The organism is Bartonella sp. MU70NMGDW, assembly GCF_042194085.1.
GTDB lineage: Bacteria > Pseudomonadota > Alphaproteobacteria > Rhizobiales > Rhizobiaceae > Bartonella > Bartonella grahamii.
Map to the genome: position 1 here is coordinate 1 of NZ_JBHIMK010000169.1, position 2,661 is coordinate 2,661.

Genomic DNA, 2,661 nt, shown 5'->3' on the forward strand with positions numbered 1-2,661 from the left:
GATTTTAAAATTTTTGAAAATGCACAATGAACTGCATGTACAAATTTAATGGGTCCCTAAATTGTGTCCTAAACTTTGTAAATTTGAAAAAAGGGGAATTTATTGATGAATAAAGCCATTATTACAACAGTGCTGTTTTGTGCTGGACTTGCTGTTGCTGGATGCGAGAAAAACTATAGCGTAGCAGATTTTAAGAAAGATCCTAAATTACTCAATCAGTGGTTAGAGAAATGTTTTATTGCAGGGAGTTTTGATTCTCAAAATTGTAAAAACGCAGAAAAAGCTGAATTAGAAACTCGTAAAAAATGGGGAGTTTTCGGCTCTGGAAAGGACGACCAAGAAAAAACTGAAGATAAAAAGGAAGGGAATTAAATCATGAATAAAGTCATTATTACAGCAGTGCTGCTTTGTACTGGACTTGCTGTTACTGGTTGTGAAAAAACTTATAGCGTAAAAGAATTCAAAACAAATGAAAAATTATACGAGGAATGGGCAAAGAAATGCGAGAAGGACGATTCACCGCTCAAAACCTCTCAAAATTGTAAAAACCTTCGACAAGCATATATAGAACTTTTTTTGAGACCCTAATTTATGTCCAAATTTTATCAATCTAAAAGAAGGGGAATTTATTGATGAATAAAGCGACTATTGTAGCATTGCTGGTTTGGATTGGATTTGTCGTTGCTGGTTGTGAAAAAACTTATAGCGTAGCAGAGTTTAAGAAAGATCCTAAATTACTCGAGCAATGGGCAATGAAATGTATGATATCAGGGAGTTTAGATTCTCAAAATTGTAAGAACGCAGATAAAGCGTATCGTGAAGTTCATGCCCGTGATTGGCCTGGTACGAGCTTTGTACACGATGACGAGAAAAAAACTGAAGATAAAAAGGAGGGAAATTAAATCATGAATAAAATTATTATCACAGCATTGCTGGTTTGTACTGGACTTGTCGTTGCTGGTTGCGAAAAAAATTACAGCGTAGCGGAATTCAAGAAAGATAATACATTACTCGAAGAGTGGGCAAAAAAATGTGAAAAGATGGATCGATCGTCTATAGAGAAATCTAAAAATTGTCAACATGCCAGACAAGCCTATATGGAACTTATGTTTGGCATTAATTAAAAACTTAAAATTCAATAAATTACTCTATCAATAAGGAATTTGCTAGTTATTGATTCTATTTTGTTTTTTAGATTTTCTCTAACTTTTAGAGAGTCTTTTTATGGCTTCAAGAATTAGTCGTTTACGATCTGTACTCTTTATGTAAACGGATGCTATACTGTCATTTGTCTAGCCAAAAAGTGCTTTTAATTGTGATAGTATTGCATCCGAATGAGTTGCTACGTGTTACTGCTAATTTTTCAAATTATGCGCTGATTGTTTAATGTCTTGGTTGCATGTATTTAAAACATGAGATTAAATTTACCTTTGGGGTGTTTTGCTGACTTTATCACAAATAAATGTTTCATCACACTAAGACCGGCTTTAAGCGTTGCGGCTAATTTCGAAAAAAATTGGGAGGAAACATCTGTTTTGAATTTACTTTTCTCTATTTTAATAAAGAGAAAAACATTCTGAATGGAATTATTATCGTTTTATATTCAAATGTTTTTCTCAAACTATTTTTAAAAAATTGCTTTTGATTTGAGAATATTATAACATTAGTTAAGACGTGAGGCAGTTTTTCTAGGACGGTTTTGCTGGATGTGTGAGGAATTGAGCGCTCTTCCCACCGTTTCATTTTTTCCCTCTCTTTTCTGAGTTTGCAAGGTTTTCCCTTGTTATTTTTTTATCTTAATTGTGTTGTAATATTATCATGTTGAGCGGTGGAGCTTATGTAAAACTTTATGTATGAGTTTTTTTGTTCTCGAGTGTGTGATGAATGTTTTTTGAATAATACTTTGATTTATAAAAATAATTTAATTATTTTATGTTGAATAAGGATCTCGTCAAAATCTGTTCTAGGTTGAATCAATTAAAATCATCTACTTGCACGTTACAAGCATGGAGGGTCCGTGTGGATAAAAACTGTTGAAGAAAGAAGTAAAAATGCTTTTTTGAACTATCTCAAGTACTAAAGGTTTTGTTTGCAACATTTGGTGCTGGAAAAGTGTGTGATGGTGCTGGTTTATTCCCTCGCAAGTGTATGATGATGGTGTTCAATGGATTTATCAAAAGTTTCTTGAAATATTCCTTTAGAATTGTGATATGCCCTGAAGGGAAGAAGCAAGAGGAACTTACTCAATGAGGAGACAAATTATTTACAGATCGGATTTGGTAGAAAATTTAGTTCTTTAAGGCGGGAATGAAGTTGAGATTCAAGTAGCATGAAAAGACGGAAACTGATGGTTAAAAATGCATACAAAAAGCAGAGTTAACATTTAAATAGTTGCAAGCGATGTTTGAAATTGGGTGTGTGATTTATCTGTAGAATTAAAATTTTGCTTTGATCTTATGTAAAATTAAGATGATCGTTTGAGCAAATTATAAAAAGCCAAGAGAATATGCTTAGTATATTTCTATTACGAGAACTAAAATAACAACAAAAGCATTCATGGTGATAATCAAGGTTAAATAAAGCACAGCGGCTTTTACGAGATCAGTCATAAAAACCTCTTTCTGTTCTTTTTGAGGTGATTTTATGAATAACAATATGTTA

Annotated in this window: 4 protein-coding genes; all 4 read left to right on the forward strand. The window is 32.7% G+C overall.

What is annotated here, in order from left to right:
• Positions 1–105 precede the first annotated feature (105 nt).
• From ACFIKE_RS09220 to ACFIKE_RS09235, 4 genes are read left to right on the forward strand one after another with little or no spacing between them, the layout of a single operon-like run.
• On the forward strand, positions 106–372 hold the full coding sequence (locus ACFIKE_RS09220; RefSeq protein ID WP_375627163.1) for an EexN family lipoprotein: 267 nt from the start codon (positions 106–108) through the stop codon (positions 370–372).
• A 3-nt stretch (positions 373–375) separates the two neighbouring features.
• Positions 376–588 (forward strand): EexN family lipoprotein, encoded by a 213-nt coding sequence (locus ACFIKE_RS09225; protein WP_375627165.1) that lies wholly within the window; start codon positions 376–378, stop codon positions 586–588.
• A 44-nt stretch (positions 589–632) separates the two neighbouring features.
• On the forward strand, positions 633–902 hold the full coding sequence (locus tag ACFIKE_RS09230; protein WP_375649489.1) for an EexN family lipoprotein: 270 nt from the start codon (positions 633–635) through the stop codon (positions 900–902).
• Positions 903–905: 3 nt separating this feature from the next.
• Entirely contained in the window at positions 906–1,124 is a 219-nt protein-coding gene (locus ACFIKE_RS09235; RefSeq protein WP_375627169.1) for an EexN family lipoprotein, read from the forward strand.
• Positions 1,125–2,661 lie beyond the last annotated feature (1,537 nt).

What these genes read in the sequence shown, in the direction of transcription:
- ACFIKE_RS09220 (WP_375627163.1), top strand. Translation starts at nt 106, where the DNA reads ATGAATAAAGCCATTATTACAACAGTGCTGTTTTGTGCTGGACTTGCT.
- ACFIKE_RS09225 (WP_375627165.1), top strand. Translation starts at nt 376, where the DNA reads ATGAATAAAGTCATTATTACAGCAGTGCTGCTTTGTACTGGACTTGCT.
- ACFIKE_RS09230 (WP_375649489.1), top strand. Translation starts at nt 633, where the DNA reads ATGAATAAAGCGACTATTGTAGCATTGCTGGTTTGGATTGGATTTGTC.
- ACFIKE_RS09235 (WP_375627169.1), top strand. Translation starts at nt 906, where the DNA reads ATGAATAAAATTATTATCACAGCATTGCTGGTTTGTACTGGACTTGTC.